Origin of the sequence: Bradyrhizobium sp. DN3 (genome assembly GCF_041357655.1) — a bacterium.
Lineage (GTDB): Bacteria > Pseudomonadota > Alphaproteobacteria > Rhizobiales > Xanthobacteraceae > Bradyrhizobium.
In genome coordinates this window covers 1-16,278 of sequence record NZ_JAULLN010000059.1, presented here as the reverse complement: position 1 = coordinate 16,278, position 16,278 = coordinate 1, and the positions used below count along the sequence as shown (strand labels likewise).

General features: G+C 58.3%; 13 protein-coding genes and 4 pseudogenes. 16 read left to right on the top strand and 1 reads right to left on the bottom strand.

Features of this window, described 5'->3' with window-relative positions:
- Window positions 1-510: 510 nt before the first annotated feature.
- From AAE027_RS38890 to AAE027_RS38815, 16 genes and pseudogenes are all read left to right on the top strand, one after another.
- Window positions 511-711 (top strand): annotated as a pseudogene (locus AAE027_RS38890) (IS630 family transposase); the annotation flags it as partial.
- 131 nt (window positions 712-842) lie between these two features.
- A pseudogene (locus AAE027_RS38885) lies at window positions 843-1,571 on the top strand (transposase); the annotation flags it as partial.
- 129 nt (window positions 1,572-1,700) lie between these two features.
- A complete protein-coding gene (locus AAE027_RS38880) occupies window positions 1,701-1,898 on the top strand; it encodes an IS4/Tn5 family transposase DNA-binding protein (RefSeq protein WP_370991096.1) in 198 nt (65 codons plus the stop codon).
- 102 nt (window positions 1,899-2,000) lie between these two features.
- Window positions 2,001-2,666, top strand: a complete 666-nt coding sequence (locus AAE027_RS38875) for a hypothetical protein (RefSeq protein WP_370991094.1) — start codon at window positions 2,001-2,003, stop codon at window positions 2,664-2,666.
- 130 nt (window positions 2,667-2,796) lie between these two features.
- Window positions 2,797-3,087, top strand: a complete 291-nt coding sequence (locus tag AAE027_RS38870) for a hypothetical protein (RefSeq protein ID WP_370991093.1) — start codon at window positions 2,797-2,799, stop codon at window positions 3,085-3,087.
- Between the two features lie 21 nt (window positions 3,088-3,108).
- A pseudogene (locus tag AAE027_RS38865) lies at window positions 3,109-3,571 on the top strand (transposase); the annotation flags it as partial.
- Between the two features lie 669 nt (window positions 3,572-4,240).
- On the top strand, window positions 4,241-5,248 hold the full coding sequence (locus AAE027_RS38860; RefSeq protein WP_370991092.1) for a dipeptidase: 1,008 nt from the start codon (window positions 4,241-4,243) through the stop codon (window positions 5,246-5,248).
- A complete protein-coding gene (locus AAE027_RS38855) occupies window positions 5,245-6,852 on the top strand; it encodes an ABC transporter substrate-binding protein (protein ID WP_370991091.1) in 1,608 nt (535 codons plus the stop codon). Before AAE027_RS38860 ends, AAE027_RS38855 begins: the two co-directional genes overlap by 4 nt.
- Window positions 6,853-6,909: 57 nt before the next feature.
- Window positions 6,910-7,827, top strand: a complete 918-nt coding sequence (locus AAE027_RS38850; RefSeq protein WP_370991090.1) for an ABC transporter permease — start codon at window positions 6,910-6,912, stop codon at window positions 7,825-7,827.
- Window positions 7,824-8,720: an ABC transporter permease gene (locus AAE027_RS38845; RefSeq protein ID WP_370991089.1), complete on the top strand. Its 897-nt coding sequence runs from the start codon at window positions 7,824-7,826 to the stop codon at window positions 8,718-8,720. Before AAE027_RS38850 ends, AAE027_RS38845 begins: the two co-directional genes overlap by 4 nt.
- Window positions 8,721-8,729: 9 nt before the next feature.
- Window positions 8,730-9,716 carry an ABC transporter ATP-binding protein gene (locus AAE027_RS38840; RefSeq protein WP_370991088.1) on the top strand — a complete coding sequence of 329 codons (987 nt, stop codon included), beginning with the start codon at window positions 8,730-8,732 and terminating at the stop codon, window positions 9,714-9,716.
- Complete coding sequence (locus AAE027_RS38835; RefSeq protein WP_370991087.1) at window positions 9,713-10,576, top strand: ATP-binding cassette domain-containing protein; 864 nt, start codon at window positions 9,713-9,715, stop codon at window positions 10,574-10,576. Before AAE027_RS38840 ends, AAE027_RS38835 begins: the two co-directional genes overlap by 4 nt.
- Before the next feature lie 30 nt (window positions 10,577-10,606).
- On the top strand, window positions 10,607-11,626 hold the full coding sequence (locus AAE027_RS38830; protein WP_370991086.1) for an Ldh family oxidoreductase: 1,020 nt from the start codon (window positions 10,607-10,609) through the stop codon (window positions 11,624-11,626).
- A 2-nt stretch (window positions 11,627-11,628) separates the two neighbouring features.
- Entirely contained in the window at window positions 11,629-12,255 is a 627-nt protein-coding gene (locus AAE027_RS38825) for a helix-turn-helix domain-containing protein (RefSeq protein ID WP_370991085.1), read from the top strand.
- Window positions 12,256-12,439: 184 nt separating this feature from the next.
- Window positions 12,440-13,720 carry an FAD-dependent oxidoreductase gene (locus AAE027_RS38820; RefSeq protein WP_370991084.1) on the top strand — a complete coding sequence of 427 codons (1,281 nt, stop codon included), beginning with the start codon at window positions 12,440-12,442 and terminating at the stop codon, window positions 13,718-13,720.
- Window positions 13,721-13,882: 162 nt separating this feature from the next.
- Complete coding sequence (locus AAE027_RS38815; protein WP_370991083.1) at window positions 13,883-15,307, top strand: serine hydrolase domain-containing protein; 1,425 nt, start codon at window positions 13,883-13,885, stop codon at window positions 15,305-15,307.
- Window positions 15,308-15,376: 69 nt separating this feature from the next.
- Here AAE027_RS38815 and AAE027_RS38810 read toward each other — a convergent pair.
- Window positions 15,377-16,049, bottom strand: a pseudogene (locus AAE027_RS38810) (IS630 family transposase); the annotation flags it as partial.
- Window positions 16,050-16,278: the final 229 nt, after the last annotated feature.

Sequence of the window (16,278 nt, the reverse complement as noted above, 5' to 3'; positions counted from 1 at the left end):
TTCAACCGGACAGACTGAACACGGCAACACGGACGTCGAAAACGACGGTCGCCTGTCAGAGATCGTGAATTCGGTGTCCGCGGCCGAGGTTGCTCGCGCAGGCCGATCGAGGCGAGCTGGAGAAAGTTGGCGAGGACGGTGCTGTAGCCGGGCGGAGCGCCCGCCAAGGAAACGACAGCGCGCTGTTCAAGCCTCCTAGAGCGGGCCCCGCACCAGATTGAATCGTTTGGGATTCCCGAATCAGGCCGGTTCTGATTCAAACTGCCTGCTGGCGGAGGAGGTCGGCTGGCATGGCGACATCTCTTTCGGTCGATGTTCGCGAGCGTGTGGTTGCCGCCGGTGAGGGCGGGACGTCCCGTCGAGAGGCTGCGGCGCACTTTCAGGTGGGAGTGTCGAGCTCGATGCGCTTGGTGGTGCAAGCGCGCCAGACGGGTGAGGTGATGCCGAAGCCGCAGGGCGGCGATCTCACAGGCGATCAGGTATCCTCGTGCCAGAATTGGCGATAGTCAGGACAATCTCGGCAGCCATAAGGGCGCAAGCGTGCGCACGGCGATCGAGGCTGCCGGTGCAAAGCTCCTCTATCTCCTGCCCTACATTTCGACCGAGAACGCGTTCTCAAAGCTGAAAGCACTGGTGCGCGCGGCCGCCGTGCGCACCGTCGAAGGCTTGTGGGGCGCAATCGGACGCGCCAACTACTTCGAAGCCGCTTGACACGAGCCAACCCGATCGGGAACGGTCTGGCCTAAAAAAATCACAAGGTGGCGGATGTGGTGCAAGCGGTTGAGCTGACATAGGATTTGGTTGCTTAGGCCGATCCGCTCCGTTTCCCGGAAACTACACCCATGAATGATCTTACGCTGCCGCTGAGTGGTTTATCATCAGTCGGCGGCAAGTTCGTCGTCGCCCGTTTCGACGGCGGATGCTATCGTTGCGTTCTGGCTCGCTGAGGTGGAGAAATGACTGCGAGTGGCGTACAGTCTGGCGCGCTGCATGATGACTCGCGCTGCCTGGACCAGGTCGTCCACCTGCCCGAAGGAGGCGCGCATGTCGGGCAGGTTCTCCAACCGGCACCTCGTCAATTGAGGCGCCCATCGCGACCGAAGGCAGCGGGAACTGGTCGCGATGGGTCGGGCTATGGTCGACCTCTATTAGCCGAAGCGGATCGTGCTCGACATCGACGGCACGTTTGGTGCCGTGCATGGCGGCCAGCAATTGCGCTGTTCCGCTCATTATGACGAATACGGCTTCCAGCCGATTGGGTGTTCGATGCCGCGGGACGGTTTGTCGACGGGATCCTGCGACCAGCGAAGCGACCCAGTGGCATCGAGATCCACGCTCACTTGCGTCGGCTGGTGCGGGCAATGCGCGCGAATCGGCCGAACGCCCGGATCCTGATCCGGGCTGACAGCCACTGTTGCAATCCACAGGTCATCGACTGGTGCCGTGCCAACGCCATCGACTTCATTCTTGGCTTGGCGCCCACCACCACATTCCGCAAGCATGTCACGGACCTGGAAGCCAGCGCGACGGCGCGCTACGAAGCGTCATCGAAGACCGGCAAGATCCGTAAGCGGCAAAGAGACCTTTCAATTACCCACATTTGACATCGGATTTGAACGACGCGCCGCCGGGAAATCTCGAATCGGCAGAATCTGTTGTGATTCGTTGTTGAGCACCTGATTCGGAATGGTGGGGTGTCGATGGGCTTGGTCTTGAAGGAACGCGCGGAGGCGCGTGCTCAGCGATTGACGACTGCATCGTGGGTTGAACGGGAAGCTGCGGGATGCGAGTTTAAAGATGAGCGGCTTGGCCGCCCGTTCTGCAAGTTGCTCGCACAAACCGGGAGCGACATGGGTCAAAGCATCCCGCTGGTTTGTCAGGACTGGGCCAACACGTAGGCCGCCTTTCGCTTCCTCTCCAACGAACTGCTCAACGAGGTGGGTACTGCCGTCATTTCGAGGCGACGCGTGGGCGCGTAACGGCGAGGGAGGGACCGATCCTTGTCCTGCAAGCGCGAGAAGCCGGATCTGATTGGCTTTATGGGTAAGACGGCAGGGCGCACGCAGTGCGGCATCCTGATGCATTCGAGTCTCGCCGTGACGACCGAAGGGCCTCCGCTGAACTGGTGCAATCAAGTTCTGGACACGCAAAAAGTTCAAGGGACGACGGCTCTGAACCGAAAGATCAATCCGACACGGGTCCGATCGAGCAGAAGGAAAGCGTCCGCTGGCTGGAGAATTTACGGCAATCGATCGACCTTCTCGCTGCCCCTGGACCATGCGTTCATGTTGGTGATCGCGAGAGCGACATCTATGAGCTGTTTTGCCTGGCCGAGGAGGTTGGAACGCATTTCCCTGGTGCGAACCTATGTTGATCGGCTTGCCGGGGACGGCAATCATACAATTGCCGACGAAATGGACGAGGTTGCGGTCAAAGGCCTACATCGGATCAAGGTCAAGAACGATAAAGGCGAACCGGATGAAGCGCTTCTCGAAATTCGTTTTCGCGAGCTTCGAATTCTGCCGCCGATCGGCAATCAGAAGAAATATCCCGCACTCACTCTGACCGTGATCCATGCTCAAGAGCGGGAAACGCTCAAGCGGCGAAAGAAGATCGACTGGAAGCTCCTCACCGATCTCCCGGTCCAATCGCGCAAGCACGCATAGAGAAGATCGAATGGTACGTGTGGAAGATCGAACTTCGATGGGATCCTCAAATTGGAGTGCAAGGCGGTCGAGTCGAAATTGCGAACCGCTGAGCGTCTGGTCAATCTGATCGCGTTTTCTGAATTGTGAGTTGGCGCGTCTTCTGGATGACGATGCTCATTCGTTCGTGCCGAATGCCCTACCGCAGACGGCGCTGACAGATCCCGAAATCAGGCTTCTTGATCATTTGATGAAAGACAGGGGTGGCGATCGCTCTCGACGAAGTACGCGATCGCATTATGTCATCAAGATCGCGCGGCTCGGAGGAACTTGGCTCGAGTCAACGATCTCCCTCCAGGAATACCGTGATCTGGCGGGGCTATCACGGCTGACCTACATCGAAGTGGGTGCCGCGATCGAGGCAAGAATTATGGGTAATTGAAAGCTCAGTTTGTCGCTTACTCAGGTCCGCCGCTTCAAGGAATGTTTGGACGCCGCCGGCAGTTGGAGCCGCGTCGAGCGCATCATCGCGCGCGTCGAGGTCGGTGCCGAAGGCGCTGACACCCGCTTCATCGTCACCAACGTTGCAAGTGGCAAGGCCAAGGCGATCAGGATATGGGCTGTCGGTGCGGAGCAGCCGGGAACCACATCAAGTCCTGGAAGACGCATCTCGCCGCGGACCGATGTCCTGCAGAAGAGAGACGGCCAACCAGTTCCGGCTCTTCCTGAATGCCGGCGCCTACTGGCTCATGTGGGGCTGCGCGCCGCGATGCCGAAGCGCTCCAGCTTTGCCGTCGCCCCAATTCGACACGCTGCGTTTGCGCCCGGTGGTCGAGATGAAAACCCAGATCCGCCTGACCTGCAGACATTCTGTCCTGAACAGCGCTCCTACGTATCGTCTTCGACCGCATTCCGCGGCCACATAGCCCATGTCCGAACCTCTTGGCGGTTCCGCGCTGACCGTCGCGGCTTCCCGATTTCGTGGAACCGCGTAGCTCAGCACGCCGACGTGTTTCTGCCTCGCTGACATCGTCGACCCTTTTTTGTGATTTTTTCGTGGACGGATTGAGCACCAGCAATTCCCGGTTCCCATCTAATAGCCGTCCCAGTTTGCGCCAATGAGTGCTCCCGCATCTATCGGAGCTCTCTGTTGTCTTCCGAATTCAACGACTTGGCCCGCTTCATAGGACAGGTCGAGTGGTTACGAACTGCCGTCCGTTGATGATCGCCAATGCCTCCATGCTAAAGGAATCGACCACGCGGACGGGTTGGATGTTGCAACGGCTGCCGATGGTAGTCCGGCTCATACGGTGCACGCGGTCAAGCGGCTAGAACTCGCCCATTAATTGGATCGCGCAGGAATTGCCAGCTTGGCTGTTGGTTCTCCGCTTAGCGCGAGGTGGCAGGCCGGTTCCTTTTCTAGTTCCTGCCACTGCGGCCGGTGGTTCGCCACGAAGCCCTTGGGGACGACGTGGAACGGCCGAAGGACTTTTGGCCCGCAGCTTCGATGTTACAGTGGTGACAATTTTGTTGCAAACACGACAATTATTTCCTAAAAGAAAAAAAGCAGATGAGAATTGGGAGGACGGTAACCGATGGATTTCACAGAAAAACGATTGCATGAAGCTGCAATCATTATTGACGCGGTGTGTCCACTTCTGGAGGACCAAGGGCGAATAGCGGACTATCGAGCCGGCGGTCTGACCGCGATCGCTCCGACCGTCGGGGTTTGGGACGGTGCTATGGTAACGCTGCGGACTATCGGAGCGTGGCATAAGCTACTGCGAGAGCGCGACGATTTGATATTGGTCCGTATTGCTGCCGATATTCGGAAAGCCAAGGCGCTGGGCAAGACGGGCATTATAATGCACTTTCAGGGGCCCGCGCCGATCGAGGATAGCCTTGACCTGGTCGACGCTTTCAAAGCGCTGGGTGTCGGCGTCATGCAGCTGGCGTACAACGTGAAAAACCGTCTCGGCGACGGCTGCGAAGAGCGTACGGATGCCGGCCTGAGCCGCTTTGGACTGCAAGTAGTCGAGCGGATGAACCAAGCTCGCATGATCGTCGATTGCTCGCATACCGGCGTCCGGACGACGATGGACGCGATCGAGTATTCTTCTGCGCCCGTGATCATTTCGCATGCCAATGCCAAATCCGTTTATCCATCGCCCCGCAACATCTCCGACGAACTTATCAAAGCAATCGCTAAGAGCGGCGGTACCATAGGAGTAGTGGGCTTTCCCGGCTTCGTCTCTGGCGACAAGCGCCCGACGATCGATCAATTTATCGATCATATTGCTTATATGTGCGATCTGGTCGGCACGCAGTACATCACGCTTGGCATTGACTACTATGGCGGCCAGTCTCCGTACGTTGACGAGAGGGCGGCGACGAGAATGTATGAGCGGGCGCTGGCTAACAACAGCTGGAGCCCGAAGGCATACCCTGCGCCCCCGCACTATTACCCGGCCGGGATCGAGACACCCAAAACCATGCTGGCGCTGACAGAAGCTCTGCTACGGCGCGGCTTCACGGCAGAAGATATTCGCAAGATCTACGGCGAAAACCTACTTCGGATCTACGAAAACATCTGGGGGGAATGAAGACGGAGCTGGCACTGACCAACATAAACAGTGCGCAGGCACTCATTGCTATTCAACAACAGGGGACTGCTTTGAAAAACAATGTGATTATATACCAGGCTGCATGCAAGGCCGCCATTGGGCTCCTCGTCCTTATTGCGCTCAGCCAGCCGACATTCGCGGGTAAGGCAGACGACACTCTCAATGTCGCCTTTACAAACGAGATCGAGACGCTGGACTACTATATGGCGACGAGCCGAGAAGCGCTCTCCGTCGGCCGCATCCTTTATGATGGACTAGTGTCCAAGGACTTCAAGACGGGCAAGTTCGTCCCGGAACTGGCTGAGTCCTACAAGTTCACTTCCGACACCCTGGTCGACTTCAAGATTCGAGGGGGCGTCAAATTCCACAATGGCGACGCGCTAACAGCCGATGATGTCGTCTTTACCCTGAACCTCGTTTCCCGCCCTGATTTCGGCGCCCGCTATGCCATCGCTGTAAATTGGATCGATAGGGCTGAAAGGCTGGATGGTGACACGGTCCGCTTGACCATGAAGACTCCCTATCCCTTGGCGCTGGAGATGCTTGCGGGTAATGTGCCGATCTACTCCAAGACCTATTATGAAAAGGTCAGCGCGACGGGTATGGCGGTCAAGCCGATCGGAACCGGACCCTATAAACTCGTCGAAGTGACGCCGGGCGTCAGCGTCAAGCTCGAGCGGTTTGCTGACTATTACAAGGGCGGCCAAAAGGAAAATCCGCAGATCGGGAAAATCAACTTTCGGGTCCTGCCTGAACGCAATACCCAATATGCCGAATTGCTGAATGGTAACATCGATTGGATCTGGCGCGTTCCAAAGGACGACATCGTCCGTCTTGCGAGCCGACCCGGCGTGCAAGTGGAAAGTTCGCCAATAATGCGCTTTGACCACATCGGCATGAACCCCCGCGTCCCCAACTCGCCGCTCGCTGATGTGCGCGTTCGCAAAGCGATCAACTACGCCATCAACCGGAAGGAGATCCGCGACGCGTTCAAAGGGGAAAGTTCTCCGATTATCAATTCGTTTTGCAACCCGATACAGTTCGGTTGCGAGACGAATGTCGTCACCTATGAGTACAGTCCAAAAAAGGCAAAGGAATTGCTGAAGGAAGCCGGATTTGAGAAGGGCCTCAATCTGAGCATGATTATCTCAGCAGAAGCTGCGGGACTGGCGGAAGCTGTGAAGGCCAATCTCGCTTCGGTCGGAATCAACCTGACGCTCAACAAACTTCAATATGCTGCAGCCATAGAGCAGTGGCGCAGTAACAAACAAGACATGACCTACGGCGATTGGGGATCTTACGGTGTGGGGGACGCCGCGCTGAGCGTCGGCAATTACTTCGGGGGAGGCGGCGACGACGTTGTGAGTGACCCGGAGATCGTTAATCCTATCATCGAAGCTTCCAAGATCATGGAAATGGATCGCCGGAAAGCGCTCTATTCAAAGGCTCTGAAGCTAATAGCAGATCGGGCCTATCGGGTCCCGCTGTGGGTGTGGAGCATGAATACCGCGATGTCGAAAGAACTAGAGCTCCACATTAATCCCGACGAGTTCATTCCGTTCTACGGCGCGAAATGGAAGTGATCACCGGCCGCCTGGAGCGGCTGGACGGCGCTGATGAGTTTCACCAGGGGCCCGCCAATGTTGCACTACGCAATCCGCCGGATATTGATGGCGTGCCTACTAACGCTATTCGTGTCCTTCATTGCCTATTCCCTAATCTTCGCAGCAGGCGATCCGGCGGCTGCCTTAGCCGGCCAAGCCTCGACCGCGGCCGACGCGGATCGCCTTCGGCACCTCTATGGTTTCGATCGGCCCATCATCGTTCAGTACCTGCACTGGCTGGCTGGCGTTGTTCGCGGAGATTTCGGGACGAGTCTCTACTTTGGCCAGCCAGTTGCGACGCTTCTTCTCGAGCGCTTCGCCATGACAGCTCGGCTTGGATTTTTCGCGCTGATCCTGGCTTTGATCATCGCTGTACCTCTGGGCGTGATGGCAGGGCGTTGGCCGAACAGTACAGTCGATCGCCTAGCTTTGCTCTTCGCAGTCGTCGGGCAAGCCATGCCCAGCTTCTGGTTTGCCCTTCTGCTGATCATCCTGTTCTCTGTGAAGTTGTCGATCTTGCCGGCTTCCGGCACCGCATCGTGGCAGAGCTACATCATGCCGACAATTGTACTAGGCTATTTCGCTACACCGGCGATCATGCGCCTGACCCGTTCGGGCATCATATCAGCATTGGAGGCGGATTATATTCGCACGGCCCGCGCAATGGGGCTTTCTGAGAGTCGAGTTCTGTTCGACTACGCACTGCGCAATGCGGCGTTGCCGGTTATCACCTTGGCGTCGGCGCAATTCGGGTTCATGTTGGCAGGCTCTGTTGTCGTCGAAAACGTGTTTGCCATCCACGGAGCCGGATCGCTTGCGTGGGAAAGCATATCACGAGCCGATTTGCCAACTGTCCAGGCGCTCGTGCTCTGCTTCTCGCTCTTCTATGTCGTCCTGACCCTGCTAGCCGATATGCTTAATGCCCTGCTGGATCCAAGGATGCGCAGCAAATGACCGAAGCCCTAGCATATTGCGGAGGTAGATCGGAAGCGAACGCAAAAAGGATCAACCTGCTGCGCTGGCTAAGGCACGGCAGCCTAATGCTTGGGCTTTTGATCTTAGTCGTCGTGATCATCATGGCCGTGTGCGCGCCGTTGCTGGCGCCCTATGACCCGTATTTGCAGTCGCTTTCGGCCCGGTTCACTCCTCCAATTTGGCTTCCCGGCGGCGGGTGGGGACACCCGCTCGGCACGGATCAGTTGGGGCGCGACTACCTGTCACGCATCATTTATGGCGCCCAAATCTCGCTTGTGATTGGGATTGGGACCGCTGTCGTGTCGGGCATCATCGGAACCGCTATAGGTGTGTGCGCCGGCTATTTCGGCGGCAAGATTGATACGGTGGCCATGTTCATCATCACCGCGCGTCTGGCGATGCCAGTTATTCTGGTGGCGCTGGCGGTGGTGGCGCTCGTGGGATCCTCGCTCACAGTGGTCATGCTGACGCTCGGCCTCCTGCTTTGGGACCGGTTTGCGCTCGTTACCAGGGCCACAACGATCCAGTTGCGATCTTCCGAATTCGTGACCGCGGCAGAATTGCAAGGGGCTTCCGTGCTGCAGATCGTCATCCACGAGATCCTGCCGAACCTCCTCAACAATCTGGTCGTTGTGGCAACGCTTGAAATGGCGCAGGCAATGATCCTCGAATCGGCCCTCTCGTTCCTGGGGCTCGGCGTGCCCGCGCCCCTCCCGTCGTGGGGCCTGATGATTTCCGAAGGCAAGGGCTCGATCCTTTTTGAGCCTTGGCTCATCACGATACCGGGGGGGGGGCTGTTCGCTCTTGTCCTTGGAACCAACCTTCTAGGCGACGGTCTGCGCGATGTGCTGTCGCCGGGCGGACGGAATTGAGGAACGCCAATGCTGCTCGACGTCGATAATCTGAACATTGACATTGCCACCGCGAACGGAGCTCTTCCCGTCGTTCAGGATGTCAGCTTCTGCGTGTCGAAGGGCGAAACTCTGTGCATCGTCGGTGAATCGGGCTGTGGAAAGTCGATCACCGCGCTGTCGCTTCTGGGGCTTTTGCCCAAGGTGGCGAAGCGGACAGCGCGAGAGATGACCTTCGAGGGCATCGACATGCAAAGGATATCCAAATCCGAACTTCGGAGCCTGCGGGGTAACCGTCTGTCGATGATCTTTCAGGAGCCGATGACGGCGCTGAGCCCGCTGCACACGATCGGACGCCAATTATCGGACGTCTATCGCGCCCATCGCAAGGCCTCCCGCGGGCAAGCCTTGGAGCGTGCCATCTATCTGCTCGAACAGGTGGGAATTGCCAACGCGCGGCAGCGCTTGAATAGTTATCCGCACGAGCTTTCGGGCGGCATGCGCCAGCGTGTCGTTATCGCCATGGCGCTCATGTGCGAGCCCGAACTGATTGTGGCGGACGAACCGACCACTGCGCTGGACGTGACCCTCCAGGCTGAATTGTTGCGGCTGCTCATGGACCTCCAAAAGTCCTTCGGGATGGGGATGATCATGATCACCCACGATCTGGGGCTTGTGTCGCGCATCGCCGACAGTGTGATCGTCATGTATGCGGGCCAGGTGGTGGAAGCCGCGCCCGCAGAGAAGCTGTTCACGAATCCGTCCCACCCCTATACCCGTGCGTTGCTCGGGTCAGTACCTGATCCCTTGCATCCGCGAATGAAGCCGTTGCCTTCGATAGCCGGCACGGTACCGTCACTTCTGAATCGGATGGAGGGCTGTCATTTCTTCGATCGGTGTCCTCTAGCCTCTGATGCCTGCAGAAGACCGATTGAACTCGAGAAGATCGGCCAATGCCACGAGGCCCGCTGCGTAAAGGCCGGCGAAGCCAAACTCCGACCGAAGGTGGTGGCATGAGCGACAAACCCGTTCTTGAGTTGCTTAAGGTCTCGCACGAATACAGCGGGCGGAGAGGGATCTTCGGCCAAAGCGCTACGGTGCGTGCTGTGGACGAAGTCTCGATCCGCGTCGACAGAAGCGACGTTCTTGGCATTGTCGGAGAGTCCGGGTCTGGAAAAAGTACGCTCGCCAAAATTATGCTGGGGCTGCTCACGCCGACCCAAGGAGAGGTTCTGCTGGATGGTCGGTCGATTTCCGACATGACCCGTCGGCAGATCGCGGAGGGGGTGGGATTCATTTTCCAGGATCCGTACTCGTCCTTGAACCCGCGCCAGACCGTGGGCAAGATCGTGGCCAATCCGCTCTATTTGCGGGGCGAGGGCACGTCGGTGGAGCGGCAAGAACGCGCGCGCAAGATCCTCGACATTGTAGGGTTGCCGTTGCGCTTCCTCGAAGCCTATCCCAACCAAATGTCGGGCGGGCAGCGGCAGCGCGTTGCCATCGCCCGAGCGCTGATCACGCGCCCCAAGCTGCTGATATGCGACGAGCCGACTTCGGCGCTAGACGTGTCAGTTCAGGCCCAGGTTCTCAACCTACTCTTGGAACTGCGCGAGGAGTTCGATTTGACGTACGTTATGATCAGCCACAATATGGGCGTGATCCAGCATATGACGACACGCGTGGCGGTTATGTATCTTGGTCGGATTGTCGAGATGCACACGTCTGAGCGCATCTTCGAAGAACCGCATCATCCCTATACGCAGCTTCTGCTCAATTCGACACTGACGTTGGCACCGGGCGCCGGTGTCCCCAATCTGAGGGTCGACACTGAAGTTAGGGAGGCAATGCGTGAGCATCCGTCCTATATCGTTCAGTGATCCCGATAGTATAAAACAAGGAACGATCCATTGAACGTTCAGTCTGGAGCTGTTGACGTTTCCCTGGAGGCGTTAAAAGGTCTTCTGGCGCGCATCTTTGAAACCAACGGCTGCTCCTCGCCTACCGCTGCTATTCTCGCGGACAATTGCGCCGCCGCCGAGGCAGCCGGTTCGTTGGGGCATGGCGTATTTCGTGTAGATGGTTATGTCTCCTCTCTGCGTTCGGGCTGGGTTGATGGTGCGGCGGTACCCGAAGTTCGCGTGAAAGGAGCCGGCTATGTTTTCGTCGATGCGAAGAACGGATTCGCGCAGGCAGCTCTGCATGCGGGACGAGACGTTTTCGTTCAGCGCATTCGCGAAACCGGCATCGCGATACTATCGATCCGCGGATCGCATCATCTTGCCGCACTCTGGCCCGATGTGACACCCTTCGCGGAAGAGGGGCTGGTCGCGATCTCGATGGTCAATAGCTTCGGTTGTTCAATCCCGATGGGCGCGAAGGAACCACTTCTCGGGACCAATCCTCTTGCTTTTGCTGCCCCCATCAAAGGAGCGGCTCCGCTGGTCTTCGACTTCGCAACGACCTCCATGGCCAATGGTGACGTGCAGCTCGCAGCTCGCGAAGGTCGCATGTTGCCACCCGGCATGGGGGTGGACAGCAACGGCGAGCCGACGACCGATCCTAAAAAGATTCTCAACGGCGGAGCGCTCGTACCTTTCGGTGGCCATAAAGGCTCGGCGATTTCTGTGATGATCGAACTAATGGTAGCCGGATTAACGGGGGGAAAATTCTCATCAGAGGTGGACTGGTCTGCTCATCCCGGCGCTCAGACGCCGCACACCGGACAGATTATCATCGGAATCGATCCAAGCTTTTCCGAACCGGGCGGTTTTTCTAGTCGCAGCAGTCAATTGATCGGAATTCTCCGAGAAGCGGGAATGGAAAGCTATCCAGGAATGCGTCGTTGGCGTAGCCGCGGCAAGACACACGTGTCGATTTCCCCGGCCATTTTGGAAAAGCTGGCAGGCTATACGAAGGAACCGAAATAGACATGCCCCAATTGGAATTTATGAAGCAGGATAAATATCCAACGATCGGCGCTATCGTCCAAAGACTACGTAAGCAATTCAAGCTCACCTTGAATGATCTAGCGCAGAAATCAGGTCTATCCATTTCTGCAGTATCGAAAATTGAAAACGATCAGGTTTCGCCGACATACGAAACAATCGTGCGCCTTGCAATCGGGCTCGAGGTTGATGTGACTGAGCTCTTCGGCGGCACGAGCGACAAGGCCGGTGCAACCGGCCGCTTGGTCGTGACAAGAGGTGGCGAAGGTATTCTGCAGAAGACGCCTCATTACGAATACGAAATGCTCGGCGCTGAGCTCGCAAGCAAACAGTTCACACCCCTGCTGACGCGTGTGCGCGCACACTCGATCAAGGAGTTTTCCAAAATTGAGGGCCATCCAGGAGAGGAGTTTTTCTACGTCCTGTCTGGCGAGGTGCTTTTATATACCGAACATTATGCGCCAGTTCGTCTTTCTCCCGGCGATAGCAGCTACTTCGACTCATCCATGGGACACGCGCTCGTCTCGGTGAGCGGGACGGATGCAATGATATTGTGGATTGCCACCCGCGTTCATGGGATTCTCGCGCGGGACAATTTCTCCAACCGCTGACTGAGACCTTCAGGGATTAAAGGGAAGAAGCGGTTCTAGCGCGTCGCTTCCGGCGAGCTGAAGATAGTGCGCGTTGTTCTCATAAATGGACGCAACATACCCGGCTTTAACTCCAAGTAAGTACATGGCGTGTGGGCTCGGCAAGCCCGAATGGACATGACGTCAACATCTTGAAGGTTGTCGTATGAGCAATGCAATTCGGAATGGCAGCGAACCCATCACCGTGATCGGCGCTGGCGTGGCCGGGATTATGACCGCATATGCCTTAGCAAGGCGCGGCTTGAATGTGGCTGTCATTGACGCATTATCCGGTCCGGCCGAAATGTGTAGCCGCGCGAATGCAGGTATCATCGCTGTCGGCCATGCAAAGGCTTGGGCAGGCCCGGAAGCACTTGGCACCATGATCAAGGCGGTCGCGGGGTATGACCCAGCGGTCCAAGTAACACGCCTCATGGACCCGGCGCTCTGGCGCTGGGGAGCTGAGTTCCTGCTCAACTGCCGCCCGTCGGCCCATCACAGGAACACTGACAAGCTGCAACGTTTGAGCCGCTACAGCCGGGACCTCGTCGCCGCGGCCGAGACGGAGATGAACCTTCCAAAGGAGATCCGGCATCACGGCGGCCTCTATCTGTTTCAGGACAAGGCGCAATTCAACACCTATGTCGCCTCCATCAAAGATAAGGCCGACAGCTCAGTCGAGGTGCTCAACCGTGACGTGCTGATCGCGCGCGAACCCGGATTGTCCAGAATGTCAAACCGGTTAGTCGGTGGGCTGTTCAGTGCGATGGACTCCGTAGGTGATTGCCGGCTGTTTACCCAACGCACGGCGGCGTATTTAAGCCAAACGCGCAAGGTAGATTTTCATTTCGACAGGCGCGTTACAGGCTTCCGCCTGGCAAGTAACACCATCGAAGCCGTCGAAACGGACCGTGGGGAAATACGGTGCACGGCAGTAATCTTGGCCACAGGTGTCGAGACGCCTGACATAACCCGTCCCCTCGGATTTCGTCCCAACATATATCCAGTGAAGGGCTATTCCGGCACGTGGAGGATCACCGATCCTGCCGTAATGCCTACACTGCCCTATGTCGACGAGACGGAATTGTTGGCCGTAGCGACCTACGGCGGAAAGCTTCGCGTGACAGCAACCGCAGAATTTGCGGCGCACGATCGTTCTGTTCCAGAAGCACGCACCTCACCAATGGCCGATTATGTGCGGCGGTCGTTCGGGGATGCCGTGGATTTGGCGACGCCTGAATTCTGGGCTTGTCTGCGCCCTACAACATCGGCGGGTCCTCCTTATCTGGGCCGGGTTTGCGCGTCCGACAATCTTTGGGTCAACGCAGGGCACGGGCAACTCGGCTGGACCATGTCCCTCGGATGCGGTGAGCTACTTGCGCAGAGGTTCACGGGAGAACAAATATCACTAGAAAATGTGTCGGCCACGGCCTCGTGGCTTGTGTGAATTTCACGGTCATATTTCATACTCGAAGCGAATCGCAAGTGGTCCGTTCCATCTGCTGCGTGCTCGCTGTACATCCCGTAGATCCCTATGCCCATTGAGGAAGCCATGTCCCCTGTTGAACACATCTGTCTGTCGATCGCAGAAAACGCAGGAGATGGACCAGTGTCCGTCACCACCGCGTCAGACACGAATCGCTACCCCGACCGAGAAGGTTCGGCAGGCCACAGTCTGGCCGGCAACACTGCCCCTCTGTTGCCGTCTCATCGCATCGACCCGGCACTGCTCGACCAGGCCCGTGTGGAGATAGAGCGCGATGGAGTTCCGGGAATCGCCCTCGGCGTCTACCATAACGGCTGCGCCGCGACCGCCGGCATGGGTGTAACGAACGTGCTGCATCCGCAACTGGTCGACGGCGACACGTTGTTCCAGATTGCGTCGATCACCAAGACGTTTACCACCACGGCCGTCTTGCAGCTCGTCGAGCTGGGGCGACTCAACTTGGACGACCCGATCCGCGCCCGCCTGCCGGAGTTCACTGTCGCGGACCCAGATGTCTCGACCTCCGTCACCATTCGCGATTGCTTGACCCACAGCTGCGGCTGGGAGGGAGACTTCTTCGAGGACACCGGCTGGGGCGATGATGCGCTGGCTACCATGGTAGCCCGGATGGACAAGCTGGTCCAGGTCACGCCGCTGGGTCGGATGTGGTCGTACAACAACGCCGCCTTCTACGTGCTCGGGCGGATCCTGGAAGTGCTGCACGGCCGTCCCTACGAAGACGTGCTCGATGAGGCGCTGCTCGCACCTCTCGGCATGGACGGCACCTGCTTCTTCGCCCGCGACCTGCTCCACCGCGATTTCGCCGTTGGGCACGCGGAGCGCGGCGGGCAGACGGTGATCGCATGGCCGTGGGCGATGCCCCGCTGCAGCAATCCATCGGGCGGCGTGGTCGCCAGCGCCGCGCACCTGATGCGCTACGCGCAGTTCCAGTTGGATGGCGCTGCGGTGCTCAGCGACGCCATGCGGTTGACCGCTTTTGAGCCAGCTGGTCCGTCGACCGACACACCGGAGATCGGGTTGGGCTGGTGGCTCGATGACAGCACCGGAGAACGAATCGTCAGCCACACCGGCGACGCCAACGGCCAGCCCTGCTTGTTCGCGATGATCCCGTCGCGGCGCTTCGCCCTCGCCGTGCTGACCAACGGCGCAAAAGGGTGGATCACAGCGCAGCGACTCTTGAATTGGACGATGCGGAGCTATTTTGGTCTCGCAGCGCCCAATCCGCGCCCCGATCCGCGCCCCGACGTCGACGCTTGGCTGGGGACGTACGATACTTGCCTAGAACGCCGCGTGCTGCGCCGCGAGGGAGAGCGGCTCGTGCTCGATCAGATACCGCTGAAGCAGTGGCTCGACGGTCTGAATCCGCCGGCCCTACCTCAGGGCGGTATCAAGGTCCAGCCGACTGGTCCCGACGCGATGCTCATCGCGCCGGGCGAACGCGCGCAGCGCGTCGGAACCGCCTTGCGAGACGCACACGGCGAGATCCGTTGGCTGCGCGTCAAGCGGCGGGCCGCGCTACGCAAGTGAACCGGGGTGCGTGTCCGGCGCCCACTCGGCGACGAACCCGACATAACCAGTAGAGCATCGCCATCGGTGGGAATCGAAGGATGCTCGCCGGATGGCGCGTTGTGATGAGCGCGAAGAGGCGTTCGACCTGGTTAAGCCAGGGGGCGTGGAGTGAATGTGCCAACGGGGACGGCGCGCGAGCCAGGTCCTGACCTTGGGATGCTTGTGGGTGGCGTAGTTGTCGACGACGAGATGGATGTCCAGTTGGGCCGGCACATTAGTTTAGCTTCGATGTGACGTAGAAAGGCGAGTAACTCCTGGTGGCCATGGCGGGGTTTGCATTGAGCGATGATTTAGCCGTCGAGCACGCTGAGGTGGTCGTGCCATGACCCTGGTAGTCGCGGGTGACGCCCCGGATGTAGCCGAACCCCATAGGGAGCATGAGCTGGGTTCGTTCCAGGGCCTGAATTTGACTCTTCTCATCGACGCAAAGCACCACGGTCTTTCAGGCGGATTGAGATAGAGCCCGACCGCGTCGCGCAGCTTCTCGACAAAGGGATCGGTCGAGAGTTTGAAGCTGCGGGTACGGTGAGGCTGCAGACGGAAGAGTTGGAATAGGCGATGAACCGCGCTTTTGGCAAACGCCCCAATGGGTTGCGGCTTTGGGCTTGCGAGCGCGTGTCTTGGTGATCAACTCGCCCACAGCCTCATCCTCCACCGTTCGGGGCCTGCCGGTACGCAACTCGTCGTAGAGACCCTCGATGCAATTCCCGGGCGATCAGCCAAATTCCCTTTGGTAAGTCTAGCTGAAACTCCCCACCTGATGATGGTCGGTTGAACTTGGTATCGCCTGCGACCGGCAAGGTAGGACGCTTTTTTCGTCTCCTTTGAAGAGAAGGGGACGTGGAGTTGAACGTGTTCAAGTCGCAGAGAAAGAGTCTCCCTCCGGTGAGGGCCGCCTTGTCGGGTTGAGACGACTGCTGTGTAACAGC